The 26,807-nt window shown below is 65.0% G+C and carries 20 protein-coding genes and 1 pseudogene; 14 read left to right on the top strand and 7 right to left on the bottom strand.

Annotated features, from left to right (window positions below; all coding sequences use genetic code 11):
• Window positions 1-52: 52 nt before the first annotated feature.
• Together ACIUM1_RS03825 and ACIUM1_RS03820 are read left to right on the top strand one after the other, a co-directional pair.
• A complete protein-coding gene (locus ACIUM1_RS03825; RefSeq protein WP_406815955.1) occupies window positions 53-802 on the top strand; it encodes a 1-aminocyclopropane-1-carboxylate synthase in 750 nt (249 codons plus the stop codon).
• A 602-nt stretch (window positions 803-1,404) separates the two neighbouring features.
• Window positions 1,405-2,400 carry a fatty acid desaturase gene (locus ACIUM1_RS03820; RefSeq protein ID WP_406815954.1) on the top strand — a complete coding sequence of 332 codons (996 nt, stop codon included), beginning with the start codon at window positions 1,405-1,407 and terminating at the stop codon, window positions 2,398-2,400.
• Here ACIUM1_RS03820 and ACIUM1_RS03815 read toward each other — a convergent pair.
• Together ACIUM1_RS03815 and ACIUM1_RS03810 are read right to left on the bottom strand one after the other, a co-directional pair.
• The gene (locus ACIUM1_RS03815; RefSeq protein ID WP_406815953.1) at window positions 2,283-3,272 is read right to left on the bottom strand and encodes an endopeptidase; all 990 of its coding nucleotides are present in this window, start codon (window positions 3,270-3,272) and stop codon (window positions 2,283-2,285) included. The genes ACIUM1_RS03820 and ACIUM1_RS03815 overlap by 118 nt on opposite strands.
• A 48-nt stretch (window positions 3,273-3,320) precedes the next feature.
• Window positions 3,321-4,088 (bottom strand): TVP38/TMEM64 family protein, encoded by a 768-nt coding sequence (locus tag ACIUM1_RS03810; protein WP_406815952.1) that lies wholly within the window; start codon window positions 4,086-4,088, stop codon window positions 3,321-3,323.
• A gap of 180 nt (window positions 4,089-4,268) precedes the next feature.
• Between ACIUM1_RS03810 and mutA the strand changes: the two genes are divergently transcribed.
• The 12 genes and pseudogenes from mutA to ACIUM1_RS03750 all read left to right on the top strand — a co-directional run bounded on the left by mutA (window position 4,269) and on the right by ACIUM1_RS03750 (window position 20,991).
• Complete coding sequence (mutA, locus tag ACIUM1_RS03805) at window positions 4,269-6,146, top strand: methylmalonyl-CoA mutase small subunit (protein ID WP_406815951.1); 1,878 nt, start codon at window positions 4,269-4,271, stop codon at window positions 6,144-6,146.
• A gap of 5 nt (window positions 6,147-6,151) precedes the next feature.
• The gene (gene scpA / locus ACIUM1_RS03800; RefSeq protein WP_406815950.1) at window positions 6,152-8,413 is read left to right on the top strand and encodes a methylmalonyl-CoA mutase; all 2,262 of its coding nucleotides are present in this window, start codon (window positions 6,152-6,154) and stop codon (window positions 8,411-8,413) included.
• Window positions 8,414-8,509: 96 nt separating this feature from the next.
• Window positions 8,510-9,489: pseudogene (gene meaB, locus ACIUM1_RS03795) on the top strand (methylmalonyl Co-A mutase-associated GTPase MeaB).
• Window positions 9,490-9,540: 51 nt separating this feature from the next.
• Window positions 9,541-10,827, top strand: a complete 1,287-nt coding sequence (locus ACIUM1_RS03790; protein WP_406815949.1) for a serine hydrolase domain-containing protein — start codon at window positions 9,541-9,543, stop codon at window positions 10,825-10,827.
• Between the two features lie 275 nt (window positions 10,828-11,102).
• Complete coding sequence (locus tag ACIUM1_RS03785) at window positions 11,103-12,152, top strand: acyltransferase family protein (protein ID WP_406817517.1); 1,050 nt, start codon at window positions 11,103-11,105, stop codon at window positions 12,150-12,152.
• Between the two features lie 610 nt (window positions 12,153-12,762).
• Window positions 12,763-13,761, top strand: a complete 999-nt coding sequence (locus ACIUM1_RS03780; RefSeq protein WP_406815948.1) for a sulfotransferase family protein — start codon at window positions 12,763-12,765, stop codon at window positions 13,759-13,761.
• Window positions 13,762-13,938: 177 nt separating this feature from the next.
• Complete coding sequence (locus tag ACIUM1_RS03775; RefSeq protein ID WP_406817516.1) at window positions 13,939-15,048, top strand: NAD-dependent epimerase/dehydratase family protein; 1,110 nt, start codon at window positions 13,939-13,941, stop codon at window positions 15,046-15,048.
• A gap of 234 nt (window positions 15,049-15,282) precedes the next feature.
• Window positions 15,283-16,086: a TylF/MycF/NovP-related O-methyltransferase gene (locus ACIUM1_RS03770; RefSeq protein ID WP_406815947.1), complete on the top strand. Its 804-nt coding sequence runs from the start codon at window positions 15,283-15,285 to the stop codon at window positions 16,084-16,086.
• A 123-nt stretch (window positions 16,087-16,209) separates the two neighbouring features.
• Window positions 16,210-17,487: a glycosyltransferase gene (locus ACIUM1_RS03765; RefSeq protein WP_406815946.1), complete on the top strand. Its 1,278-nt coding sequence runs from the start codon at window positions 16,210-16,212 to the stop codon at window positions 17,485-17,487.
• A gap of 405 nt (window positions 17,488-17,892) precedes the next feature.
• Window positions 17,893-19,179 carry a glycosyltransferase gene (locus ACIUM1_RS03760; protein WP_406815945.1) on the top strand — a complete coding sequence of 429 codons (1,287 nt, stop codon included), beginning with the start codon at window positions 17,893-17,895 and terminating at the stop codon, window positions 19,177-19,179.
• Between the two features lie 92 nt (window positions 19,180-19,271).
• Window positions 19,272-20,087, top strand: coding sequence for a TylF/MycF family methyltransferase (locus ACIUM1_RS03755; protein WP_406815944.1), 816 nt, complete (start codon window positions 19,272-19,274; stop codon window positions 20,085-20,087).
• 148 nt (window positions 20,088-20,235) lie between these two features.
• Window positions 20,236-20,991, top strand: coding sequence for a class I SAM-dependent methyltransferase (locus ACIUM1_RS03750; protein ID WP_406815943.1), 756 nt, complete (start codon window positions 20,236-20,238; stop codon window positions 20,989-20,991).
• A 29-nt stretch (window positions 20,992-21,020) separates the two neighbouring features.
• Here ACIUM1_RS03750 and ACIUM1_RS03745 read toward each other — a convergent pair whose 3' ends face one another.
• From ACIUM1_RS03745 to ACIUM1_RS03725, 5 genes are all read right to left on the bottom strand, one after another.
• Window positions 21,021-22,277, bottom strand: a complete 1,257-nt coding sequence (locus ACIUM1_RS03745; protein ID WP_406815942.1) for a glycosyltransferase — start codon at window positions 22,275-22,277, stop codon at window positions 21,021-21,023.
• A 112-nt stretch (window positions 22,278-22,389) separates the two neighbouring features.
• Window positions 22,390-23,067, bottom strand: coding sequence for a class I SAM-dependent methyltransferase (locus tag ACIUM1_RS03740; RefSeq protein WP_406815941.1), 678 nt, complete (start codon window positions 23,065-23,067; stop codon window positions 22,390-22,392).
• Window positions 23,064-24,113 (bottom strand): polysaccharide pyruvyl transferase family protein, encoded by a 1,050-nt coding sequence (locus ACIUM1_RS03735; RefSeq protein WP_406815940.1) that lies wholly within the window; start codon window positions 24,111-24,113, stop codon window positions 23,064-23,066. Before ACIUM1_RS03735 ends, ACIUM1_RS03740 begins: the two co-directional genes overlap by 4 nt.
• 2 nt (window positions 24,114-24,115) lie before the next feature.
• Window positions 24,116-25,180 (bottom strand): glycosyltransferase, encoded by a 1,065-nt coding sequence (locus ACIUM1_RS03730; protein ID WP_406815939.1) that lies wholly within the window; start codon window positions 25,178-25,180, stop codon window positions 24,116-24,118.
• Window positions 25,181-25,512: 332 nt separating this feature from the next.
• A complete protein-coding gene (locus ACIUM1_RS03725; protein WP_406815938.1) occupies window positions 25,513-26,751 on the bottom strand; it encodes a glycosyltransferase in 1,239 nt (412 codons plus the stop codon).
• Window positions 26,752-26,807 lie beyond the last annotated feature (56 nt).

The raw sequence follows: 26,807 nt of genomic DNA, 5'->3' as shown, positions 1-26,807 counted from the left end.
GCCGTGCCGGTAGGACGCAGGTGTCGAGTTTTGCCGTTGGGGAGGTGCGCGAATGAAACGATCGGATTACGTTTTCACTGAACTGAGCCATCACACAGATGACTGTGTGGGGGTAGTGCAACAGTACCTTGATTTCCTTGTTCTAGGGGACGGCCGAAAGGCTCATTGCCCATTCACGGCGACGATGCTGGAAAAGCGCCAGTTCTTTTACGATACAAGCGATGTGCTCCTGGACAAGGAAGAATTCTTCCGGACCATCGCGGAGCTGCGTGAATTTCATGCTCGGCATTCTGACCGTTATTTGGTTGTCGGGGTCGCATATCGGAATGAGGAAAACTTCATAGAAGCGGTCGCCAAGCAAGGCGAAGTGTGGCGCCAGGAATTGCGGCTTGAGCTCATAGCCGCTGGTCTGACGATCGCCTGGACGCATCCGAAAAATCCAATCGGCACCCATACGGATCGCGACAAACCTCTCGAACCTCTCTGGGTAAGCGATATTCCGCTCCTCATGCTCCGAAACCTCGACAAGGGTGATGAGCCTTTCATGCTGAGCACCGACTCCAAGCGGGCGTTCGTGCTGGGTATGAGGTATCACGAAACGATACCAATCGCGATACAACCCGATACGACAAGTCCGCAGCTGGAACCGCACTATAAGCTGAGCGCTCTGGCGAAACTCATGAATGACGTTCGCCTTTCCACCGTCAGATCGGTCACCGCCGACGTGACCGGAAACCTTATGACGGTATTGAAGAACGGAAAAACCTACCAGCATGCGTGGAGTCCCGAACTATCGGTATAGGAGGTAGCGCCAGATGCCCGACCTTCCGAAGCCCGGGCCTGTCGACTGGCGGGGAACGCGGAGTCGATCCGGAGCAACCGTCTGCGGCACTGGGAAGACTCAACAACTTCGTGTCCGGGGGCGCCTCGGGTGAAACAACCATGGCGGACTCAACAGCGAACGCTGCTTTCCGGCGACCACTCACCGGAGTTTATACCGGTGGACATCCCGGTTAATGCGGGAAAACATTTTACGACGTTGCAACTTTCAGGACTAGAGGGGGACCCGACAAGGCCGCGCTGCAAGCGGGTTGAACGCGCACTCAACGCTTAACCGTGTGCATTCACACGCATCGACTTGCGCGCAACGCGTTAATCCGTTTACCTACAGGGCGGGGACCTGGCAAATACTTTTCACGCAGAAATGCGTATTATCAGCACAGGCAAACAGGGGGGTGCCACATGGTTATCCACGGCGTGTTGGCGTCGCGGTCTTGGCTGGGGACCGCGGTGACAACCATCGAGATTCCTGCCGCCACCGAGCCAAGGTCACCGGGCGCCGGCAAGGTGGCCGCAGTCCCGAGAGGCTTCCCAGCTCCCAGGTTCGCGCGGCCGACCATCGCGGTGCCGACGGTGCTGGTCTGGCTTGGATCGCTCGTTGCGTGGTGTGCGGCGACGGCAGCGGTTGTCTGCGGAGTGAGTGCCGGGTGGTTGGTAATCACCATCGTCGTTCAAAGTCTCGTAACGTTTTTCATGTTCAGCGTGCTGCACGAATCGATTCACTACACCGTCGGCCGGCCGAAGTGGATCAACCAGGTCTTCGGCCGCTTGTCGATGCCGTTCGTTTCGCTGTTCGGAACCTTTCCGATGCTCGCGTATGCGCATCTCGCGCACCACCGCAATACCAACGAAAGCATCCACGACGATCCGGACGCGTGGAGTATCACCGGCCCACGTTGGCAGCTTCCGTTGCGCTGGTTGACGATCGACGCCTGGTATTGCCGCTTCTACCTGGTGCGGCTACGGCGGCGTCCGCGCAAGGAGACCGTGGGCTTTGCCATACACCTCACTCTGGCCCTTGCCTTCGTGACAACCCTCTTGATTCTCGGCTATTGGCGAGAGCTGGTGCTCATCTATTTCATCCCACAGCGGATCGGCATGGGCATCCTCGCGTGGTGGTTTGACTGGTTGCCCCATCACGGCCTTCCTCCGGCAAAGACCGACCGATTCCGGGTCACCCGAGTTCGGGTTGGCTGGGAGCGGGTTCTATGTCTGTTGTTGATGTATCAGAACTATCACTTGGTCCACCACATCCATCCGGCGATCCCGTTCTATCTCTACATCAAGGCATGGAAGGCCGGAGAAGCCGGCTATCTGGATCGAAACGTGCCGATCACCACCGCGTGGGGCCGGGAAATGACTCCTTCGGAATACCGTGCATGGCGTGGGGTCTCGTCGCCGCAAACCGAAAGCCGTGCCTCGCAACGCTCACCGAGAACCCGTCAGGGCGGGGAAGCCGGCGCGGTCACGGCGGTCAGGCGCCACTTGTCCAGCCAGGGCCGCACCAACTCGGCGACCGAGAATTTGGCCCGGGTCGCACACCCGGCTTCGCGGGTGTAGGGGTCGCCGCCGCGGATGAGGATGCCGACGGCGCTGACGCTGCCGTCCTTTTCGTACCGATACACCGGGCCGCCCGAATCGCCACACTGGCCGCTCGCCAGGAACACCACCTTGCTGCCGGTGATCGACACGATCTGTCCGCAGGCGTCCGCACCGGACCCCATGCCGAACTTGCACAACTGCTGGCCGAGTCGCAGGTCGGTGGCTACGCCGGTGACCGGCAACGACGAGGCGACCGCCGAGGATTGGGGAATGTTGTCGCCGTCCAGCGTGATCAGGCCGATGTCGTGCTGCTCGTCGTGGACTCCCTCGCTGATCGTCTTGGTGAAGGTGCCGACCGTCGCGTAGGGCAGGACGCCGCCCAGGTTCATCGTCACGTTGCTGGGTTGCCCCGGGCGGTTGCAGTGCCCCGCGGTGAGGATTCCGGCCCTGCCGCCGCTGATATGAACCAAAAACCCTGCGGTACAACCCATTCCGCCGGATCTGTCGGCGTAGTCGACGTAGATTCCGGCGCCCGGGCCCACGGCGCTGGCCGCGGGTAGGTCAATCGGCGCCAGGAAGGGCGGCGGCGTCGGAACTTGCGCCGGCGTGGCGGCCCTGGGGAACAGGCAGACGGCCGCCACCAGGGCGGCGGTGCTGCACACCGCCGCGAGGATGAGCAATGAGGTGTGGATCTTGGCGCGACGTGGCTGCGATGCCAAGCCGGCGAACCACTTCCGCTTCGGCTCGCGGCGTCGCTCGCCCGGACTGGGCAGGAAACCCAGCACCGCAAGTACCGCCAACACCAGAGCGCTCAGCGGCAGCGCGACGGTACGAGCCGGCGAGTACGCCGTCCCCCAGCTCGCGACCTCCACCGCGTACACCCTCTCCATTAGACCGGCCTTCGGCGCACCGCGCGGCGGTCTTGTGGAAGTTGGTGATCAGCTGATGGTGGCCGGCGCGGGGGAGCGCTCGTCGTCGACGGGACGGCGCGTGCGGCGGTGGTGGCGACGTAAGTGGCGAATTTCGATGATCAGCCCCGTCAGTCCCAGCGCGCTGGTGACCGCCGACACCAGATACAGCAGCGCGCTGATGTGACCGGCCAGCGCATCGCCGAGAACCACCACCGCCGTGGTGCCCGGCAGCAACCCGATCAGCGTCGCCACCGCGTAGGGCAGCACCCGCACGCTGGATGCGCCCGCGGCGTAGTTGAGTACCGAGAACGGCACCGCGGGAATCAGCCGCAGCGACAAGATCGCCAGCCATCCCCGTTGTCGCAGGCGCTCTTCCACCGTCTCGATCGATCGGTGACGCACCAGACGGTTCAGCCGCCACCCCGCCGCGCGCACCAACAGCATGGCGATCATCGCGCTCACCGTGCTGGCGACCACCGCGATGGCGACCCCCAGCAGCGGGCCGAACAGCAAGCCGGCCGCCAGGGTGAACGCGGTGCGTGGGATGGGCACCACCGTCGCGACGATGTGGGCGGCCAAGAACGCCAGCGGAAACCACGGTCCGACGGACTGCGCCCAGTCGCGCATCTGCAGCGGCGAGGGCAGCGGAAGCCACGATGCCAGCACCAGCAGCGCTGTGATGCCCACCACTGTCCAGGCGATCCGCGACCGGGACACGCCTCGCGCGGCGACGCCGGCGGCGCAGCCGAGATCGCGAAGCGTTTCGGTGATTTTGCTGGTGGCGGAACCCGTCACGTCTTACCAGGGTACGGGGCGCAGGTGAATAAGCCGTTTCCCGAGGCTGGCGTTTCATCGGGAATCGGGTCCGCTCGCGACACCTGGCGGTTTTTAGCGACGAACGGTCATCAATTAGCCTCAGTGGCTAAGCGGTATCCCCAAAGCTGTAGCCCAAATGCTGGGAAAAGGGAGCAATCGGTGTCCATTGATGTACCCGAGCTGGCCGACCTGGAACAGGTTCGCGGGCGTTGGCGCAGTGCGGTCGCCGGTGTGCTGGCTAAAAGCACCCGGAAGGACCCCGAGCAGTTAGGGGATGCGCCCGAGCGGCTGCTGGAAACCCCGACGTATGACGGGATTGCGATCCGCGCGCTCTACACCGCGCTCGACGAACTGCCGGAACCGCCGCTGCCCGGCGAGTGGCCGTATGTGCGGGGCGGCGACGCGCTGCGCGACGTCCAGTCGGGTTGGAAGGTCGCCGAGGCCTTTCCGGCGACCCCGGTGCCCGGCGTCGCGGCCAAGGACGTCAACTCCGCGGTGCTCGACGCGCTCGGCAACGGGGCCAGCGCGCTGGTGCTGCGGGTGGGGGAGTCGGGCGTGGCGCCCGGCCAACTGGGGGAGACGCTCGAGGGTGTCCACCTGAGCATGGCGCCGCTGATCCTGGAAGCCGGCGCCGATTACCGGGCGGCCAGCGACGTGGTGCTGGCGCTGGCCGACGCGGTGGAGCCAGAACAGCGCGCCACCCTGTCGATCGACCTGGGCGGCGACCCGCTGAGCGCGGCGCTGAGCAAGCGGCCCGCGCCGAACATCGACGACGTGGTCGCCGTGGCCAAGCGGGCCGCCGGGCACACCGGCGTGCGCGCGATCACCGTCGACGGGCCCGCGTTCCACAACCTCGGCGCCAACGCGACGTGGGAGCTCGCGGCCAGTGTCGCGGCCGCGGTGAGTTATCTGCGGGTGCTCACCGAATCGGGGCTGTCGATCGATCAGGCGTTGCGGCAGATCAGCTTCCGATTCGCCGCCGACGACGACCAGTTCATGACCATCGCGAAGTTCCGCGCCGCGCGTAACTTGTGGGCGCGGGTCGCCGAGGTGGTCGGCGACCCCGAGGCCGGCGCGGCCGTCATCCACGCCGAGACGTCGCTGCCGATGATGACCCAGCGCGACCCGTGGGTGAACATGCTGCGCTGCACCCTGGCCGCCTTCGGCGCCGGCGTCGGTGGCGCCGACTCCCTGTTGGTGTTTCCGTTCGACGTGGCGATCGACGGCGGATTCCCGGACATCGCAACGAGTTTCGCCCGTCGCATCGCGCGCAACACGCAGCTGCTGCTTCTCGAAGAGTCACATGTGGGCCGCGTGCTCGATCCCGCCGGTGGCTCCTGGTACGTCGAGGACCTCACCGCCCAGCTGGCGCAGCAGGCCTGGCAGCACTTCCAGGCCATCGAGGCGCGCGGCGGATTCACCGAAGCGCGTGACTTCATCGCCGGCCAGATCGCCGAGGTGGCCGCCCGGCGCACCGACGACATCGCGCACCGCCGGACCGCGATCACCGGTGTCAACGAGTTTCCGAACCTTTCCGAAGTGCCGCTGCCGCAAAGCGATTCGACGTATTCGCCGCTCGCCGCCGGAAGCCTGGTGCGTTACGCCACACAGTTCGAGGCGTTACGGGACCGATCGGACGCGTACCTGGCCCGTACCGGATCGCGCCCGCGGGTGCTGTTGCTGCCGTTGGGCCCATTGGCCGAGAACAACGTCCGCGCCACGTTCGCGTCCAACCTGTTGGCTTCGGGCGGCATCGAGGCGATCAACCCGGGAACGGTCGATGCCGACGGTCTCGCGTCGGCGGTGTCCGACGCCGGGTCACCGACGACGGCGGTCATCTGCGGCACCGACAAGCGCTACCAGGACGAGGCGTCGGACGTGGTGCAGGCGGCCCGCAGCGCCGGCATTTCCCGGGTCTATCTGGCCGGCCCGGAAAAGGCCGTGGCCGACGCCGAGCACCAACCGGACCAATTCCTGACCGCGAAAATCAATGCGGTGGAAGCTCTGTCGGATCTGCTCACGAGGCTGGGGGCCTAGTAACGATGACGACCACTGCACCTGCTGTCGGTAGTTTCGCCGATGTGCCGCTGCACAGCGAGCGGACGGTTACGCCGGCGACCGAAGCCGCCGTCGAGGAACACGTGGCCGCCGCCGCGGCCGCACACCTGCGCACACCGGACCAGCTGCAATGGCAGACGCCGGAAGACATCGACGTCAAACCGGTCTACATCGGCGCAGACCGTGCCGCCGTGGCGGCCGACGGGTATCCGCTGCACAGTTTCCCCGGCGAACCGCCGTTCGTGCGCGGGCCCTACCCGACGATGTACGTCAACCAACCGTGGACCATTCGGCAGTACGCCGGGTTCTCCACCGCTGCCGAATCCAACGCGTTCTACCGGCGCAACCTGGCCGCGGGCCAGAAGGGTCTGTCGGTGGCCTTCGACCTGGCCACCCACCGCGGGTACGACTCCGACCACCCGCGCGTGCAGGGTGATGTGGGAATGGCCGGTGTGGCAATCGATTCCATCCTCGACATGCGGCAACTGTTCGACGGCATCGACCTGTCGACGGTGTCGGTGTCGATGACGATGAACGGCGCGGTGCTGCCGATTCTGGCGCTGTACGTGGTGGCCGCCGAGGAGCAGGGTGTTCCGCCGGAGAAGCTGGCCGGCACCATCCAGAACGACATCCTCAAAGAGTTCATGGTGCGCAACACCTACATCTATCCGCCCAAGCCGTCGATGCGCATCATCTCCGACATCTTCGCCTACACCAGCGCGAAGATGCCGAAGTTCAACTCCATCTCCATTTCCGGCTACCACATCCAGGAAGCCGGTGCCACAGCCGATTTGGAGCTGGCCTACACGCTGGCCGACGGCGTCGACTACATCAAGGCCGGCCTGGACGCCGAGCTGGACATCGACAAGTTCGCGCCGCGGCTGTCCTTCTTCTGGGGCATCGGGATGAACTTCTTCATGGAAGTCGCCAAGCTGCGGGCGGGCCGGCTGTTGTGGAGCGAGCTGGTCTCTCAGTTCCAGCCCAAGAACCCCAAATCTTTGTCGCTACGCACACATTCGCAGACCTCGGGCTGGTCGCTGACCGCGCAGGACGCCTTCAACAATGTCGCGCGCACCTGCATCGAGGCGATGGCCGCGACGCAGGGGCACACCCAGTCGCTGCACACCAACGCGCTCGACGAGGCCCTGGCGCTGCCCACCGACTTCTCGGCGCGCATCGCGCGCAACACCCAGCTGGTGTTGCAGCAGGAATCGGGCACCACACGGCCGATCGACCCGTGGGGGGGCTCGTATTACGTCGAATGGCTGACCCACCAACTCGCGCAGAAGGCCCGCGCGCACATCGCCGAGGTCGCCGAGCACGGCGGCATGGCGCAAGCCATCAGCGACGGCATTCCCAAGCTGCGCATCGAGGAGGCCGCCGCACGCACCCAGGCCCGCATCGACTCCGGGATCCAGCCGGTGATCGGCGTCAACAAGTATCAGGTCGAAGAGGACCAGGAGGTCGAGGTCCTCAAGGTCGAAAACAGCCGGGTGCGCGCCGAACAGCTGGCCAAGCTGAAGGAGCTGCGGGAAAGCCGCGACCAGTCGGCGGTGGACGCCGCGCTGGCGGAACTGACGCGGGCCGCGGCAGCGCACGGTCGCGCCGGCGAAGACGGGCTGGGCAACAACCTGCTGGCGCTGGCCATCGACGCGGCCCGGCACAAGGCCACCGTCGGCGAGATCTCGGACGCGCTGGAGAAGGTGTACGGCCGTCACCAGGCGGAGATCCGTACTATCGCCGGGGTCTACCGCGACGAAGCGCGAGGGGGCGGAAACATGACTTCCTTTTCTGCCGCGACCGAACTCGTCGAGAAGTTCGCGGAAGCCGACGGTCGCCGTCCCCGGATCCTGGTCGCCAAGATGGGTCAGGACGGCCACGACCGCGGTCAGAAGGTGATCGCGACGGCGTTCGCGGACATCGGGTTTGACGTCGACGTCGGGTCGTTGTTCTCCACGCCCGAGGAGGTGGCCCGCCAGGCCGCCGACAACGACGTGCACGTGGTCGGGGTGTCGTCGCTGGCGGCCGGACATCTGACGCTGGTGCCCGCGCTGCGCGAGGCGATGGCCGAGGTGGGGCGGCCCGACATCATGATCGTGGTCGGCGGGGTCATTCCGCCGGGCGACTTCGACGAGCTGTACCAGGCCGGGGCCGCCGCCATCTTCCCGCCCGGGACGGTGATCGCCGACGCCGCAATCGGCTTGCTGCACAAGCTCGCCGACCGGCTGGGTTACAGCCTCGACTAGATGGCTGACGATCTCTACCGCGAGCGTAAGCACACTGCGGATTCAGCCGGGTTTTTTCGCAGTGTGCTTACGCTCGCGGCCCGGGGGAGCTGAAAAATGCGTTCGGATCTGGCCGAGGCGGTCCGCAGCGGTGACCGCGCGGCGTTGCCGCGGGCCATCACGCTGCTGGAGTCCACCCGGGCCGACCATCGCGAGCAGGCGCAGCAGCTGCTGCTGGAGCTGACGCCGGACTCGGGTAGCGCCTACCGGGTGGGCATCACCGGGATCCCCGGGGTGGGGAAGTCCACCAGCATCGAGGCCCTCGGCATGCATCTGATCGAGCTGGGCCATCGAGTCGCGGTGTTGGCCGTCGATCCGTCGTCGACCCGGACCGGCGGCTCCATCCTGGGTGACAAGACCCGGATGGCGCGCCTGGCAATGCATCCGGATGCATACATCCGCCCGTCGCCCACCTCGGGCACCCTGGGCGGGGTGGCCAAGGCCACTCGCGAAACGGTGGTGCTGCTCGAAGCCGCGGGCTTCGACGTGATCCTGATCGAGACCGTCGGGGTCGGTCAGTCCGAGGTGACGGTGGCCAACATGGTCGACACCTTCGTGCTGCTGACGTTGGCGCGCGGCGGCGATCAGCTGCAGGGCATCAAGAAGGGTGTGCTCGAGCTGGCCGACATCGTCGTGGTGAACAAGGCCGACGGGGATCACATCGCGGAGGCCAAGTCGGCGGCGCGTGAGCTGTCCGGGGCCATCAGGTTGATACACCCGCGTGAAACGCTCTGGCGGCCGCCTGTTCTCACGATGAGCGCGGCCGAGGGGACCGGCCTCAAGGAATTGTGGGACACCGTCGAACGTCATCGGCGGGTCCTCAGCGAGGCGGGGGAGTTGGAGGCGCGCCGCCGTGCCCAATTGGTCGACTGGACCTGGCAGATGGTGCGGGACACGGTGCTCGACCGGCTGATGTCCAGCCCCGCGGTGCGCGAGATCCGCGCCGACGTAGAGCGGAAGGTCAAGGCGGGGGAGCTGACTCCCGCGCTGGCCGCCCAGCAAATATTGACGGCCGCGTCGGGCTAACGGATAGGTAAATAATTCTGATTCCGCTCCGCCCGGGTGTGAAATCCACGTAAATTCAAAGTGTGACGGTGGATACCCGAGTCGATCGCCGCGCGGTCCGTGTCCACGATGACCTTGACGCAGGTCATCGTGTGTCCGGCGCGGCGGACTCACACTTCGGTTGCGTTGTTCGTAGTTTCGCCAGCATGTTCCCGGCCCGCCGGCTCGGTGGCGGGGCGCTGGCCGTCTATGTCGACGGCCGGCCCGTCGTCGACGTCTGGACTGGTTGGGCCGACCGGCGCGGCAAGCGGCCGTGGACGGAAAACACCGCCCCGATGGTCTTCTCGGCGACCAAGGGGATGGCCGCCACCGTTATCCATCGGCTCGCCGACCGGGGGCTGATCGATTACGAGGCGCCCGTCGCCGAGTATTGGCCGGAGTTCGCGGCCAACGGCAAGGCCGAGATGACCGTGCGCCAGGTGATGCGACACCAGGCCGGGCTCTCGGGCCTGCGGGGCGCCACCAAGGACGAACTGCTCGACCACATCGTGATGGAGGAGAAGCTGGCCGCGGCGGCTCCCGGACGGCTGCTGGGCAAATCCGCCTATCACGCGCTGACGTTCGGCTGGCTGATGTCGGGCCTGGGCCGCGCCGTGACCGGTAAAGGCATGGCCACGCTGATCCGCGAGGAGCTGGCCGAGCCGCTGGGCACCGACGGCCTGCACCTCGGCCGGCCGCCGGCCGAGGCGCCGACGCGGGTCGCCGAGATCATCTGCCCGCAAAACGTCATCGGTAACCCTCTGGTCAGCTATGTGACTCGCAAGGTCGCCAACGAAATGTCCGGGGCGTACCGGTCGATGTACTTCAAGGGCCTGATCGGCGCCGTGCAAGGCGACATCCCGCTGCTGGACGCGGAGATCCCGGCGGCCAACGGGGTGGCGACGGCGCGCGGGCTGGCCCGGATGTACGGCGCCATCGCCAATGGTGGTGAGGTGGACGGCGTTCGATTCCTCTCGCGGAACCTGGTCGCGAGTCTGACCGGTGAGCGCAGCCTACGCCCGGACCGAAACCTGTACGTGCCCTTGGCTTTCCACCTGGGTTACCACAGTCTCCCGATCGGGAGCGTGATGCCCGGCTTCGGTCACGTCGGCATGGGCGGTTCGCTCGGCTGGGCCGACCCCTCCACGGGGGTGGCGTTCTCGCTGGTGCACAACCGACTGCTGACGCCGCTGGTGATGTCCGATCACGCGGCCTTCGTAGGCATTTACGCGCTGATTCGCAGGGCCGCGGAGAAGGCACGCAGACGCGGATTCCGGTCGGTCACCGAGTTCGGGGCGCCGTTCTACGAGCCGGGTGCCGTCGCCGGCTGACGCCGAACGGCAAAAGGGTGGGGCCCCTGCCGTAGGCTGATCCGGATGTTCTTGGGCGTACTTCAAAATGGGGTGATTTCGCACGCACTGCCGGTGGGCGAACTCCGTTCGGCCGTTCGACCGTGTAGCGGCGGCCTCCGATGAGCGCGGCCCCCAAACTCCCTGACAGGAACTACATTGCGGACCGCCGGCCACAGCAGGCACGGACGGGGAAGCCGAGGCTCGCGCAGGTCTTCGACGCCCGGAACAACGCCCTCAATGTCTGGCGACTGGTGATGGCGTCCGGTGTCATCCTGGAACACTCCTGGGCACTCACCGGCCGCAAGTTGCACCCCCCGGTCGATCAGCTGCTCACGCAAGGGTGGGTCGACGGGTTTTTCGTGGTCTCGGGATTCCTGATCACCTCGAGCTGGGTCCGCAACCCCCAACTCCGCGAGTACTTCGTCGCCCGGGTGCTGCGCATCTTCCCTGGACTATGGGTCTGCCTGGCGCTCGTGGCCTTCGTCATCGCCCCGATCGGTGTGGCGATCCAAGGGGGTCCGGCCCTCAAGTTGCTGCTGTCACCCGCGCCGGTCATCTACTGGCTGAACAACGCAGTGTTGAACGTCTACCACGCCGGCATCGACGGAACGCCGAGACATGTCCCGTTCCCGGGAGTCTGGGACGGGGTCCTGTGGACCCTCATATTCGAGCTGTTCTGCTACATCGGCGTTGCCATCGCCGGCATGGCCGGGCTCTTCAATCGCCGCTGGCCCGCGCCGGTGGTGTTCGCGCTCTTCCTCGCGGCTTCCGTGCTGGTGTCCTATCCGGTATCGACGGTGCCGACGTCTGCCCAGATGATTGTGCGTTTCGCGCTGGTGTTCGCGGCAGGCGTCGTCCTGCACGAGTTCCGGGACGTGATCCCCGCCCGGTGGTCCCTGGTGGCGTTGAGCGCTGTCATCGTCGTGGCGGCCGGTTTGCTGGTGCCCAATTACCGGATACTCGCGGCGCTTCCGCTGGCCTACGCCGTCGTTGTTTCGGGTGCGCTGATCCACAACCAGCGCCTGCGGCTGCGTACCGACCTTTCCTATGGCGTCTACATCTACGCGTGGCCGGTGCAGCAGTTGCTGGTCATCTGCGGGCTCGCCTTTTTGCCGCCGCTGGCGTTCGCGGTCGTCGCGACACTCGCCACCCTCCCGCTGGCCGCGCTCAGCTGGTTCCTGGTGGAAAAGCGCGCCCTGTCGCTCAAATCTCGCTTCAAGCGCAGGTCCCGCGGGTTGGGCGACCCCGGCGTGGATGCACAAGTGGATGCACAACCGGTCGCGGACGCCGCCTCGCCCGAATAGGGCGCTGACGAGCTGCCGCATTTCACCCGCTCGGCTCCCGGCTGGCGGCGTCGCACTGGTCAGCTCCGTCTCCGGCGTGGTTGGTACCCGGTGGACGAGGTTCTTTGTTAGAGTAATCACGCTGCGTTCGGGAAAATGCGCCGCCGGTCTGTCGAAGGCTGGCGTATAAATCTGCGGATATGGCTTGCCGGGTTGCTCCTCCAATTGCGCGCCGGGTATAGGAACTGCTGCTGTCGTGAAGTATCCGCGCGTGGTCATCCAAATATTAAGTATGCGAAACGGATTCGTAGAGTGGTGTCTATTCTGTTGCTCCCGGCTATAGTCTTTAGCGGGCGCAATGATCCGATGGAACTGACACGGGGGGCGAAGTTGGCGGTCGCAGCTTAGACCCGACTCCGCATGAGGAGCTCGGGTAAAAGAGTCTCCTTCGTTTGTCAAAGATATTGGGAGATCTGAAGTTCCGGTCTCTGACTTTTCAGTTTGCGCTCGGGTTGGCTTTGGTGATTGCTAAGCATCCGTCGAGTGGGCCTGCGTCAAGTCGGAAGGGCCTGAATAACAACCGAATTCCTGCAGTCGGCCAGACGTACGAGGAGTGAAAGGTTCCGATGAGATGAGATTGGCCAGGACGAACAAACCCGCCGGACACGCCGCCATCAATTTCGGCATGCGTCCGGTTGTTCTGTTCGTGCTAGGGCCGCAACGGTCGGGAACCTCGGCGCTTACCCGGGTGCTCTCGCTGTGCGGCGGCGCGCTTCCGGCCGCGATGTTGGGCGCCGACGCGAACAATCCGGTGGGCTACTGGGAGCCGCGCGCCGCAATATCGCTCAACGAGACGATCCTGCGCCGGCTCGGAACCAACTGGTATGACCCGTCATTGCGGTTCCTAGACGACGGTGCGATCGCGTGCGAAGAGCGCAAGGCATGCGTCGCGAAGGTTGCCGCCTATCTGTCCACCCTGCCTGCGGTGCCGCTGGTGGTGATCAAGGAGCCCAGGATCACGACTCTGTCCGACCTGTGGTTCGAGGCGGCGCGTCAGGCGGGTTTCGACGTCGCCTCGGTCATCGCCGTGCGTCATCCGCAAGAGGTCATCTCGTCGATTGCGAAGTCCTGGCACGTTTCTCCTGCGCTCGCGAGTGCGTTATGGCTGAAATGCAACTTCCTCGCCGAGCGAAACACTCGCGGCGTCCCGCGCGTATTCGTCGACTACGCCAACCTTCTCGAGGACTGGCGTCGGGAGATCAAGCGAATTTCCACCGAGTTGCCGGTCGAGCTGCACACCCACAACGATGGCGCTGTCGAGGAGTTCCTCAATCCCGGTCTCCATCGCCAACGGCACTGCGGGCCGGTAACGGACCTCTTCGGCACGAATTGGATCTCGGTGGTCTACGAAGCGTTCCGTGAGGCCGCGCAGGACGATCCTCTCGACATGTCAACGTTGGACCGCGTTTTCGCGTCTTACCGGGAAACCGAGCGAGATTTCCGTAAGGCGTTCGAGGACTTTGACGGCCTGTCGAACAGTGTGCTCTTTCGTATCCTCCGCCCCGCCGTCGCGCGGCCGGTGATGGAGGCCTTTGCCATGGCACATCGGCACCGGGGGACTTGGGCCTAGAGCCATTCGCCGGCCTTTCGCGCGTTCCGTGTGATTTCGCCGTGCCTCGCTCCGCTTCGCGTAATCCTCTGATGTCGCGCAGAGTCACCGTTATGATCGACCGGACCGCGGCGATGCGTGCCGGTTGTCTGAGTTCCTCTGCATACGAAAGAAAGGCGTCGATTCTTGTCAGCGTCCGTGCTCATCAGTGGTGGGGCAGGATTCATCGGGTCGGCGCTCTCACACCGTCTCGTCGAGGCCGGATACGACGTCGCGGTGATGGACGTCTTGCACCCGCAGGTGCACGGCGGAGGCCGGCCGATCGAGCTGCCGCCAACCGTGCGGCTGTTCACCGGCGACGTCACCCATGCGCCCGATTGGGACGCCGTGTTGCGGTTGTTCCGCCCGTCCCAAATCGTCCACCTGGCGGCCGAGACCGGAACCGCGCAGTCGCTCTCCGAGGCGACGCGCCACGGCTCGGTGAACGTCGTGGGCACCACTCAACTTCTTGACGCGTTGAGCCGGTCGGGGATCGTCCCCGAGCAACTGGTCCTGGCGTCGTCCAGGGCGGTCTACGGCGAGGGTGCGTGGCAGTCCGGCGCCCACGTCTTCTATCCGAAGCCCCGCAGCCACGCGCAGTTGGTGGCGGGTATCTGGGATCCGCAGGGGCCCGCGGGCGAACAGGCGGTGCCGTTGCCCAGCCGCGCGGACCGGACGGAGCCCCGGCCCACCAACGTGTATGCCGCGACCAAATTGGCCCAGGAGCACCTGTTGGCCGCGTGGACGGCCGCGCACGACACCAATCTCAGCGTGCTGCGCCTGCAGAATGTCTATGGCCCCGGCCAGTCGCTGACCAACTCCTACACCGGGATCGTCGCACTGTTCGCCCGGCTGGCGCGCCAGGGGCTGGCGCTCGAGGTCTACGAGGACGGCCGGATCGTGCGCGACTTCGTGTACATCGACGCCGTCGTCGAAGCGCTGTTCGCGGCCGTGCAGCGGCCCGCAACCCGGCCGCGCTGCCTGGACATCGGGTCCGGCGAGGCGACCACCATTCATGAGCTGGCCAACAAGGTCGCCGCCATGTGTGGCGCGCCCGAACCGGTCGTCGTCGCCAAGTTCCGCGACGGCGACGTGCGTGCGGCGAGTTGCGACATCGAGCCGGCGCGGACCGAGCTCGGCTGGCAGCCGAAGTCCACGCTCGACGAGGGCCTGGGCGCTTTGCTCGAGTGGATCGCCGGGCAACCCGACGCCGCCGGCCTATCGAACGAATCGGGCCGTCCCGTCGTTGAGAATGTCGGGCGCCGCTGAGGGCGGTCGCCCCCGGGTCCGGTGCCGAGGCCACCGCAAATTTACGCTTATGATGGTTGCTACTACTCGGTAGGGCAGGGATGGTCAGCCGGTAGACGGGGGTAGGTCAAGGAGGCGGTCGGGCGTGCTCGTTGGGAATGCGATGCGCGCTGACCGCCTCAGCGCTGTCGAGGCCTCACCGCCGGGTACTTCATTTGAACTAAGGGGCCAGCTTTGACCGTTGCCGATCGTGACATGCGATCTCCTTTCCTCGACACCCGATCCGCATACCTTGACCTGCTGCGACGTAACCTCACCCGGTACGGCAGCGACGAGTTGGTGCCGGTGGGCTGGAATTACTTCGGGCGGCCCCTGTTCAGCACCCGCAACCTGATGCTGGTGCGCAAGCGCCCGTTCAACAAGCAGGCGCGTGATCTCGGTCTGGACTGGCCTGCCGATGCCTTGACGATGATCGGCATGCAGCGGCTGACCAGTTTGCAGAACTGCGTGGAGACGATTCTGAAAGAGGACGTTGCCGGCGACCTGGTCGAGTGCGGCGTGTGGCGCGGTGGCGCGTCGATCTTGATGCGCGCGGTGCTGTCGGCCTACGGCGACGAGAAGCGATCGGTGTGGCTGTGCGATTCGTTCGAAGGGGTGCCACCACCGGACACCGCAAACTATCGGGCGGACAAAGGCATCAGATTGCATACGGCCGCCGTCCTGGCGGTGCCCCAGGAGCAGGTCAGGGCGAACTTCGAGCGCTACGGACTGCTCGATGACCGGGTTCGATTTGTTCCGGGTTGGTTCAAAGACACCCTGCACGACGCCCCGATCGAGCGCATCGCGGTGTTGCGGCTGGACGGCGACCTTTACGAGTCGACGATTCAGGCGCTCGATGCTCTGTACCCGCGGCTGTCGTCCGGGGGCTACTGCATCATCGACGACTACCACGCCATCGATGCCTGTCGCCAGGCGGTGACGGACTACCGTACGCGGCATGGCGTGACCGCAGAGATCGAGGAGATCGACGGCACCGGCGTGCTGTGGCGCAAGCCATGAGGCTCACCTGCGCTTAGTTCGTTCCAGGCGCAGTCGCGCAAAGCGCTGATGTGGAGTTTCGTCGATATTTAGAGTGATGTCGGTGCTTCAAATGATGGCGCAACCGAAGGGCGTGGATTCGCGATGAAATGTGTGCTGGCCAGTTACGGAACGCGCGGTGATATCGAGCCTTCCCTGGTTGTAGCGCGCGAACTGCAACGCCGGGGGCATGACATGGTCATGGCCGTCCCGCCCGACTCGGTCGGCTTCACCGAAGCCGCGGGGTTGACCGCCGTCCCGTACGGGCTGGAATCGCAGGCCTGGCTCGACGTGTACCGCGACTTCTGGACATCGTTCTTCCGCGGCTTCTGGAAGATCCAGGAAATGCGGGGCATGTGGCGCGAGATGTGGGACCTCAGCGACCAGTGCTGGGCGCAGATGAACACCACGCTGATGTCGCTGGCGGACGGAGCCGACCTGGTGTTCGCCGGACAGAGTTACCAGGAGCCGGCCGCCAACGTCGCCGAGTACTACGACCTTCCCTTGGCCACGCTGCACCACGTCCCCATGCGGCCCAACGGCCAGGTCGTCTCGATCCTGCCGCCGCCGCTGGCCCGCTCGGCGATGAGGGCGTTCGACTGGTTCTGCTGGCGCCTGAACAAAAAGGTCGAAGACACCCAGCGCCGCGAACTGGGGCTGCCGAAGGCGAAAAGGCCGTCGCCGCAGCGCATCGCCGCCCGTGAATCGCTGGAAATCCAGGCGTACGACGAGGTTTGCTTTCCCGGTCTGGCCGCCGAGTGGGCGAAATGGAATGGCCTACGGCCCTTCGTCGGCACGCTGACGATGGAGTTGACCACCGAAGCCGACGACGAGGTGATGTCCTGGATTCGCGCCGGGACACCGCCGATCTGTTTCGGGTTCGGCAGCATGCCGGTCGAATCTCCGGCCGACACCGTCGACATGATCAGCTCGGCGTCCGCGCAGTTGGGCGAGCGTGCGTTGATTGCCGCCGGCCGCAGCGACTTCAGCGGCGTTCGGCTGGCCGATCACGTCAAGGTGGTGGGCCCGGTGAACTACGCGACGATATTTCCCGTCTGCCGCGCGGTGGTGCACCACGGGGGTTCGGGAACCACCGCTGCGAGCCTGCGTGCCGGAGTTCCCACGCTGATCTTGTCGATGGACGCCAACCAGACAATTTGGGGAGCTCAGCTCAAACGCCTGAAAGTTGGCACCACACGGCGGTTTTCGGCAACCGACCGGGAATCGTTGGTCGATGATCTGCGTCGGATTCTGGCACCGGACTACGCGCAGCGCGCCCGCGAGATCGCTACCCGGATGACCAAGCCGGCCGAAAGCGTAATCAAGGCCGCCGATGTCGTGGAGAACTTCGTCAGCTCGCGCAGTCGTAGCCGATCGAGCTAGCTCGTTATCGCCGGTGCGCAGGGCGAATCGCCGATCTGGCTATCGGTTTCGGCGGTCGGACCTTCCCGGACCGACTTCCCATCTTTCCGAGACACCATGTCGATCGTCTGGCAGACTTACGTAGGATCAGGCGACGACACCGGGGGTTCAGCCAAACCGCCCAGGATCGTCATATTTCTACGGTCGGGGGGAAAGGCCGATGAGGTTGGGTTTGTCGCACTCGACTGCACCGGTGCATCCCCGGCTGTTCGAGCCTGGTCGCGGGCTGCCAAATCCGTTGCGAAACAACTACAACCAGGACTCTGACCATATCTCGGGGCCAGCGGCGAGCCGCAGATCACCGAGCGGAAACGTCGTAGTCGATGTTGCCCGCGCCGTCGGGGACTGATTAAGGTAACAATCGCGATGAAATTTGCTGTGGCAAGCTATGGAACGCGTGGCGACATCGAGCCTTGCCTCACCATCGGTCGTGAACTGGTGCGACGGGGCCATTCGGTGCGGATGGCCGTCCCGCCCAATCTTGTCGGCCTGGCCGAAGCTGCCGGACTCCCGGCCATCGGTTATGGGCCGGATATGCATGAGTTTTGGAGCGACGAGTTCATTCGGGACTTCTGGAAGAATTTCGTCAAGGGGCCGATCAGCCTGATCCGCGAAGCCTGGGAGCCGGTTCTGCAGAACTGGCAGGAAATGAGCTCGGCGCTGATGTCGGTGGGCGCGGGTGCCGATTTGCTATTTACGGGCCAGCTCTATCAGGACTTGGCCGTCAACGTCGCCGACTACTACGGCATTCCAATGGCCACGCTGCACTACATCCCGATGCGTCCCAACGGTGTGCTCCTTCCGAAGGTGCCGGCCCCCATGGTCCGCAAGGGCATGTCGATCTACGACTGGATCTGTTGGCGGATGAACAAGAAGGCCGAGGATCGGCAGCGCCGTGAACTCGGCCTGCCGACCGCCACGGTTGCCTCACCGCGACGCATCGCCGAACGCGGGTCGCTGGAAATTCAGGCCTACGACGACGTCTGCTTCCCGGGACTGGCCGAAGAATGGGCGAAGTGGGGCACGCAGCGGCCGTTCGTGGGTTCGCTGACGATGGAACTGCCGACGGACTCCGACGACGAGACCTTGTCATGGATTGCCCAGGGAACGCCGCCGATTTGTTTCGGCTTCGGCAGCATGCCGGTCGCCGAGACACCCGCCGACACGGTCCGAATGATCGGCGCCGCCTGCGCTGAGCTGGGAGAGCGGGCGTTGATCTGTTCCGGCTGGAGCGACTTCAGCGACGTCCCTCAGTTGGATCACGTCAAGGTCGTCGGCGTGGTCAACTACACGAAGATCTTCCCTGCGTGCCGCGCCGTCGTGCACCACGGCGGATCGGGCACCACGGCGGCGGGCCTGCGTGCCGGCATCCCCGCGCTGATCCTCTGGACCGCGGGTGACCAGCCGATGTGGGGATCTCGCGTCAAGCGGTTGAAGGTCGGCACGACGCGGCGTTTCTCGGCCACTACGCCCGAGTCGCTGGTCGCGGACCTGCGAAAGATCCTCGCCCCGGACTATCGCACCCGTGCGCGTGAGCTCGCCACCCGGATGAGTAAACCGGCCGAGAGCGCAGGCCGTGCCGTTGACCTGCTGGAAGAGTTCGCCCGCTCGGGGCGTTGTGTCCCTGGTGTTCAAGCAGAGGAAAGTCGCTGAGCGGGTGACGGATAGACTGCGAAACGCATTAACGGCGTCCACGGACGTCTAGGCTCTACCGGTACTACTGGCTTGCGGAGTAAGGGGCAGCTTTGTCTGTGACCGATGACGACACGCGGATTGCATACCTCGATCTGCTCCGGCGTGACCTCACCAGGTACGGCAGCGACGAGCTGGTGCCGGTCGGGCTGTACCGGCTGGGCCGTCCTCTGTTCAGTACCCGCAATTTGCTGCTGGTGAGGAAGCGTCCGTTCAACAAGCAGGCGCGTGATCTCGGGCTGGACTGGCCGGCGGATGCCTTGACAATGATCGGCATGAAGCGGCTGACCAGTTTGCAGCACTGCGTCGAGACGGTGCTAGCAGAGGACGTGCCCGGCGACCTGGTCGAGTGTGGTGTGTGGCGCGGTGGCGCCTCTATCCTGATGCGCGCCGTGCTGGCGGCCCACGGGGAAGAGAAGCGAACGGTGTGGCTATGCGACTCGTTTGCCGGGGTGCCGCCCCCGGACACCGTCAACTACAAGGCGGATAAAGGGATTAGGCTGCACCGCCACGCACGCATCCTGGGTGTGCCGCAGGAGGAGGTCGAAGCGAATTTCGAGCGCTACGGGTTGCTCGATGACCAGGTTCGTTTCGTGCCGGGTTGGTTCAAGGACACCTTGCAGGACGCCCCGATTGAGCGCATTGCGGTGTTGCGGCTGGACGGCGATCTTTACGAGTCGACGATTCAGGCGCTCGATGCGCTCTATCCGCGGCTGTCGCCCGGGGGCTTCTGCATCGTCGACGACTACCATGCGATCCCGGCGTGCGCGCAAGCAGTGACGGACTACCGTGCCCAACACGGCGTGACCTCGGAGATCGTGGAGATCGACGGTACGGGCGTGCTGTGGCGTAAGTCGTGGGATAGCTGAAACTCTAGGTGTACGAAACGGTTTGCCCTCGCACAAGGGATGGTAGAAGCACGACCATGGCGCACTCGTCGCGTTTCGTCGGGGCGCCGTGGGCGATGTTAGGGTTGCCGCCGTGGCAACAGGGCTGACAGCTGGCACCCGCCTCAGGATGTGGTGGGTGCGCACCGAATACTGGCTCGCGCGTACGTTGTTGCCCGATGTGTATGCCAACGACGCGTTGATCACCTTCAACAATTTCCACGGGTTCCTCGACGATCCCGACTTCCAGCGTGCCTATCAGCGGGGTGCCAAATCTCTCGGCAAAGAGGACTGGTACCAGTGGCAATGGCGCGTGCACGTGGGGCTGTGGGCGGCGGCGAGCGCCAGCCAACTCGAGGGTGATTTCGTCGAGTGTGGGGTCAGCTACGGCTTTTTGAGCAGCGCCATCATGGAGTACCTCGACTGGGATCGGCTGGGCAAGACGTTCTACCTGCTCGACACCTTCGCAGGACTAGACCCGCGGTTCGTCAGCGAGAACGAACGCAAGGCAGGGGCGCTGGCGACGAGCGAAGATCACCTGCGCAACGGGATGTACGCCAACGGGGTTGACAGCGTCCGCGCGAATTTCGCGCAGTGGAAGAACCAGCGCATTATCGTTGGCGCGGTCCCGGAGACACTCGAGCAGGTGGATGCGCCGACGGTCGCCTATCTGCACATCGACATGAACTGTGCTCCCCCCGAAGTCGCTGCGCTGCGGTTCTTTTGGCCCCGCCTCACGCCCGGTGCCTTTGTGTTGCTGGACGACTACGCAAACCGTGGGCGCGACGAGCAGCGCATCGCCATGGATGAGGTTGCCGGCGAACTCGGTGTGAAGATCTGCTCATTGCCCACCGGCCAGGGTCTGCTCATCAAGCCGGCGCGCTGAGGCGTCGGCGGTGGCAGCCTAACCCCATCTCATCCGAGCGTCTTTCGTCGGGCGGCGTCTTCCAGCAGGTCGGCGGCGCGCTCGATGCTGGCGGCGGGCTTGGTCATCCGAGCGGCGAACTCCCGGGTCCGGATGGCGTAGTCAGGGGCGAGAATTTGGCGCAGGTCCGCGACCAGTGTTTCTTGGGACGTGGCCGAAAAGCGCCGGGACGCGCCCAACTTCAGGCGTTTGATCGAAGCGGCCCAATACGGTTGATCCGCCGAGCTCCACAGGGCCAGGGTGGGGATGCCCGCACGCAGACTTGCGGCCGTGGTGCCCGAACCGCCGTGATGAACGATGGCACGGCAAAGGGGAAAGATCGTCGCGTAATTCACCGGACCCACGACTTTGACGTGGTCGAAGTGCGGTACGTCGCTGAAGTCGGTGCCGCCGAAGCAAATCAGAGCCCGCTCACCCAAGTGCGCACACGCCGCGGCGATCATGTTGACTGTGTCGGCGGCGGATTCGAGCGCGATGCTGCCGGACCCGAAGCAGATCGGCGGTGTCCCCGAGGCGATCCAGGACGCGACGTCGTCGTCGGCGTCCGTCGGCAGCTGCATCGTCAGTGCCCCGACAAAGGGGCGACGGCCGCCCCAGCGCGCCCATTCGGCCGCCAGTCCGGGGAAGAAGATTTCGTCGTAAGCCTGGATCTCCAGCGACCGGCGGTCGGCGATTCGCCGCTGCGACCGGTGCGTTGCCTTCGGTAGGCCGAGTGCACCGCGCTGCGCATTGTCGACTTCCTTGGTCGACTGCCAAAACAGCCATTCGATCACTGTCATCGTCGAGCGCATCAGCGGCGCCGGTACGCTCGGCACGAGGCGGCCATTGGCCCGCATGGGGAAGTGATGCAGCGCGGCCAGCGGGATGCCGTAATGCTCGGCGACGTTGGCCGCCGCCTGCTCGAAATTCAGCCCGGTGGAGAGCAGATCGGCGCCGTCCGCCAGCGACTTCAACGTCGTGCTGACGTCGCCCCAGTACTTGATCAGCGGATGCCAGACTTTGGGAATCTGCCGGATCGGATTGCGAAAGAAGTCCGTCCACATGTTGCGCAGGAATTCCTCGTCCAAGAATTCCTGCACCTTCGGCCCGTAGGGAACCGCGGCGAGGCCGGCCGACTCGACGAAACTGACCAGCTCGGGCGGGACGGCCAAGCGAACGTCGTGCCCTCGGCGCAGCAGTTCGAGACCGACGGCGGCGGATGGTTCGATGTCGCCGCGAGTCCCGTAACTCGCCAGGGCAAACTTCACGACACATCCTGCCTTTCCAGTTGTCCTGCCTATAGGCAACGCCGGGGCCATTATTGCCGGTCGGATGGGCCGGCCGTCAGGGGATCGCCATGTCGGCCGACAGAGCCAGTGGCTAGGAAGCCAGTTCGACGAGACCCAGCCGTTTAGACACCTCGACCGCCCCCACCACGTGGGAATCGGCGCAGACGTCCAGCCAGGCTTCGCCCATCCCGCGGTTGAAGTCGATGTCGTCGAACAGCACCCAGCCACCCGGCGCCATGCGGGGCTTCAAGATGTGCCATTGCCTGGTCACGAAGTCTCGGGTGTGGATCCCGTCCACCAAGGCCAGATCGACCGGGCCGGGGATGTCGCCGGCGTGGTCTTCGAAGGCACCCCTGGTCAGGGTGTAGCGGTCCGTGACGGATTTGATGTTGCGCTCGGCGATGTCAGCCCAGGAGGGGTTGATCTCGAACGAATACATCCAGCCGTGCCGAAGCGCCGAGGACAGGTACATCCCGGACACTCCGAACGCCGATCCGAATTCCACCACGATGCTGGGGTCCTGCCAGCCCACCAGGTATGCGTACAAGTCGCCCTGCCACGACGCGGCCCGCACCTGTTTGGGTTTCCGGGTTGCTCCCGGCTGCCCATAGGCCTCGGCCAGGGGCAGGGCGCCGATCTTGTTTGTTGCCTGTGCTGTTGCTTCGATCCCGGCTTTGCGCTCCGCGGGCGGCAACCGCCGGGGAAGATCGGTGATCCGCCCGCCGCGTTTGATCCACTTCAACTCCAATGCTTTTCGCAGCGGTATCACGACGCCAAACCTAACTGGCATGCGAGATCCGAGTACTCGCCCTGCAGGCGGCGTCTCAGGGCTGCGACGGCGGTACGTTTGGTGCTCCGAATGCTCGACGAATTCGCGATCGCGTCGAAAACGCGGTCGACCACGGCGGCGCTGTTCACCTGGTCAGTTCGGATCAGCGACCGCTCGTCGTCGATTGCCAGCGCAAAGTCCCGGCACTTCGGTTGATACTCAAGCGAAACGACAGGTGTGTCCGACAAGGACGCCAGGACACTTGCGTGAAGGCGGGTGACGATGGCGACCGAACAGCGGGCCAATTCCCGCGCGGCCGCGCCGGGATTGGCCGGCAGCACCATTTCTGCTCCCGGGACGTCCCGCAGCGCCACTTCGGTCCATCGTCTGTCTTCCGGATTCATCAGCACCCCGACGAAGCGGTAGCCGTGCGATGACAGTCGCTTGACGGCACCGGCTATCTCGTCTGCCAGCTGCTTCGGGTCGTGTCCCCAAAGGTCGTCGCCGAAGCCGAGATTCACGCCGATCAGGCCGTCTTCGGGAGCAACGTCGGGTCGGGGCAGAAGCAGCGCCGGGTCGCCGGATACCTCGACATGCACCCCGATGTCAGACAGCAGTTCGGCGCTGCGCGGGCCCCGCACGGAGACGGTATGGAATTGGTTGAGTATCGGCGCCCACCGTTTCAGCTCGCCTTTGCCCGAGCCGCTGTGGCGTCCGCCGAATACCGGATCTTCAACGCCCACACCAATCGCGTAGCTTCCGTTGTCCTTGGTGAGCGCCAGGCCCCGGTTGACCAACAGCCGCCACTGGCTGCGTCCGACGAGCGTGCCGCCACCCACCACTTGGTGGCTGCGCCGTAGCGATCGGTTCAAACCCATTGCGGCCGTTGCGGTCGCATAGATCAGTTGGTGCGGAAGCCGCGGCAGATCGAGGAACGTTGCGCCACGCAACTGGCCCCGAACGGCGTCGTAAATGGCGTCGTCGCCAAGGTTGCCCAGCCCATGCCAGCCGAGGTAGCCGACGGTCGGGCCGCCGTTCACACCCATCGTTACGCGCTCAGCCGCTCGTCTACTCGGCGTCCTGCACCGTTCTCCCGCGGGGCGACGTAGCGGGCGAGCTTGCCCCGCAACATCTTCAGGCGGCCGCCGAGCGTTTTAGTCCACCGATTCTGCAGCGCCAGCGTCGCGATTCGCGGGTGCTCGGCGGTGGCTTGCACCAGCAGGGCCTGACCCTCAGGATCTGGAACCTGTTTGGCGATCGCGCTGAGCACCCAGTTGGCGTTTTTGGCGACGATCGATTCGCGAAGTGGGTCGCCGGAGACAACATCAAGCATCGCATCCAGCGTCGCCACATGCCCAGGACCTTGCGTCCGCCAGAACGTCGCCGGGTCGGTGATGGACTTGTACCACATGCCGTGCGGATGGCGGCGGTAGACGCCCATCGCCTCTGGCAGCATGGCGATGTCGCCTTCGGCGGCGTGACGGACGTGCAGGTACCAGTCCAGGGGCATGACGTCGGCGGGGATGTCGTCGTAGCGGGGGAGGCGACGATACATCACCGAGTTGGTCTGGATGAAGTTCCGGGAGATCAACGTTTCGAAGCTGAGGTCGCCGGCCCGAAAGGGCGGCGGGAATCTCGGCAGGAAAACCTCTTCGAACTTGCGGTACAAGGTGTGTACCAGCTTCTCGTCCTGGGCACGTTCGCTTGTCCAGACCACCTGGACCGGGTGGAAACACACCGCCGTGCCCGGGTCCGCGTCGAGTAACGCCACTTGCTTGGTCAGTTTGAACGGGTCGACCCAGTAGTCGTCGCCCTCGCACAGCGCGATGTACTCACCGCGTGCGGCGGACAAGGCGTCGGTCAGGTTCGCGTTGAGGCCGACGTTCTTGGACCGCAGGATCGGCCGGAACAGGTGCGGGTGGCGGTCGGCGTAGTCCTGAATTATTCGCGGTGTGGCGTCGGTCGAGGCGTCGTCGGCGACGATGATCTCCACTGGAAAGTCGGTCTGCTGGGCGAGGAAGCCGTCCAACGTGTCGCGGACGTAGGCCTGCTGGTTGTGGGTGGTTGACACGACGCTGACCTTGGGCGGGTCGGTTTCTCTCCTTGCGGTCACTGCGAGGCTCTCCTCTGCGTGGCGGTTGCGACGTGGTCGAGAAGTACTCTGTCACCGACCAGCGAACGAAGTGGTTGCGAAGAGATGCGGTTCCCCCAACAGCGGTTGCGTACCGGCGACCCTAGGGTGCGCCGAAAGTACGGTTGCTGACACTTTGGTCAATTATAGCCAACGCGGAACCCGATTTCCTGTCGAGCAGCCGGTAGGACCTGCGGATTTGCAAGGTGGACAGGGCGCGCAGCAAACGATGTCGAGCGTCTATCGGCGCTCAGAATGCCTGGTGAACCTAAGCGTCACTATTCGTGACGATGTGAGCGGCAAGCACGAGCATTTCACGAGGAGAACTTCTCCAGCAGGTTGGCGGTGGTCGCGATGCTTTCGGCAGGTTTGGTCATTCGCGCCGCGATCGCGCGGGCGCGGATGGTGTACTCCGGAGTCAGGATCTGGCCCAGGTCAGCAACCAACGAATCTTCTGTGGTGCTCGGAAAGTGCCGTGCCAGGCCAACTTTCAACCGTTCGATCTGGCCGGCCCATATCTTTTGATCGCTCAAGCTCCAGAGGCTCAATGTGGGGACTCCCGCGCGCAACCCGGCGGCCGTGGTGCCCGCGCCACTGTGGTGCACCACAGCGCGGCAGGCGGGAAAGACCGCTGCGTAATTCACCGGCCCCACCACCTTGACGTGGTCGAACTGCACGGTGTCACTGAAATCGGTTTTGCCGGAGCACACCAGCGCTCGCTCACCCAACTGCGCACAGGCCTTAGCAATCATGTTGATCGTATTGGCCGGGGAGTCGACCGACGTGCTGCCGAAGCCGAAGCAGATCGGGGGAGTGCCCGCGGCGATCCAGGACGCGACGTCGTCGTCGGCGTCCGTCGTCAGCTCCATCGTCAGCGTGCCGACGAACGGCCGCCGGCCACTGCATTTGGCCCATTCGGCGGCGAGCCCCGGAAAACACACCTCGTCGTAGGCCTGGATCTCCAATGCCCCCCGGGCGGCCATCCGTTGTGGCGCAGGGCCTTTCGTCTTCGGCAGCCCGAGCTCGCGGCGCTGGGCGTCCTCGGCCTTCTTCGTCACCCGCCACTGCGTCCAGTCCAACGCCGTCATCGCGGAGCGCACCAGCGGGGCCGGCAGATTCGGTGCGAGCTGCCCGTTGGGCCGCATGGGGAAGTAGTGCATCGTGGCTAACGGAAGCCCGAGGCATTCGGCCACGTTCGCCGCCACCCCGGGAAACCCCGGACCGGTGAACACCAGGTCCGCCCCTTCGGACAGCGACATCAGGGTTGCGCTCATTTCCGCCCAGGACTGGACAAGCAGGTCCTGGACTTCCCGCCACCGCCTCCTCACCTCCGGCAAGTTCCAGATCTTGCCGAGGAAGTCGGTGTCCCAGAAGCCGTCCTGCTGATCCGGCCCGTAGCCGGCCGCCGCCAAACCGGCCGACTCGACGAGCGGGACCAAATTGGGCGGGACGGCCATGCGGACCTCGTGCCCGCGGCGCTGCAGTTCGCGACCCACGGCCGTGCAGGGCTCGACATCGCCGCGAGTTCCATAGCTGGCCACGGCAATCTTCACGACGGGTCCTTTCGGGGGTCGTGCGGTCCGGCGACGGCAGAGCCCATTATTTCTGG

The organism is Mycobacterium sp. M23085, assembly GCF_045343915.1.
Taxonomy (GTDB): domain Bacteria; phylum Actinomycetota; class Actinomycetes; order Mycobacteriales; family Mycobacteriaceae; genus Mycobacterium.
Note: the sequence above shows the minus strand (reverse complement) of the source record. Positions and strands in the feature narration are given on the sequence as shown.